This is a genomic window from Arthrobacter sp. 10N410, assembly GCF_056394945.1.
Window position 1 is genome coordinate 1 of sequence record NZ_JBFTIP010000017.1, and the last position, 562, is coordinate 562.

Genomic DNA, 562 nt, shown 5'->3' on the forward strand with positions numbered 1-562 from the left:
CGGATGGAACATGCCCTGACCCGGACCGCAGTGGAGCACGACCCGGATTTCCTGGCCCGGGTCGCGAGGCGCTGGACGGACGCGATCGACCAGGACGGCGCCGAACCCTCCGAGGAGGTCCTGCGCCAGTTACAGGGCGCGTTCCTCCGGAAACCCCGCCACGGCCTGCAACATCTGGAAATCTTCGCCACGACCGAACAGTTCGAACACCTGCTGACCGTGATGAACACCGCCACCAACCCCCGCACCGGCACCGAGGCTCCCGATGATGCGGCAACCGGGAGCGCGGGCAGCGAACCCGGCAGCGCGGCCGGCGGCGTGGCGGGCACCGAAGAAACACTGCTCGACCGGCGGTCGAGGCCGCAGAAATCCCTCGACGGCCTGGTCGGCGCCTGCAAAGTGGCCCTGGCTTCCGGCGCACTGCCCGCCACCGGAGGGCTCCGGCCCCAGGTCATGGTCACCATCGATTACCGCGACCTCCTCGAACGCCTCCAACGAGACACCGGCACGGCCGCCGACGGGGCCGGCCAGGTCAGCGCCACCGGCCAGTTCGAGCGGGCCG

At 70.6% G+C, this 562-nt stretch carries 1 protein-coding gene; it reads left to right on the forward strand.

Going from position 1 to position 562, the window contains the following annotated elements; all coding sequences use genetic code 11:
- A partial coding sequence (locus AC1DB8_RS16555) for a DUF222 domain-containing protein (protein ID WP_476893649.1) occupies positions 1–562 on the forward strand: 562 nt, incomplete at both ends.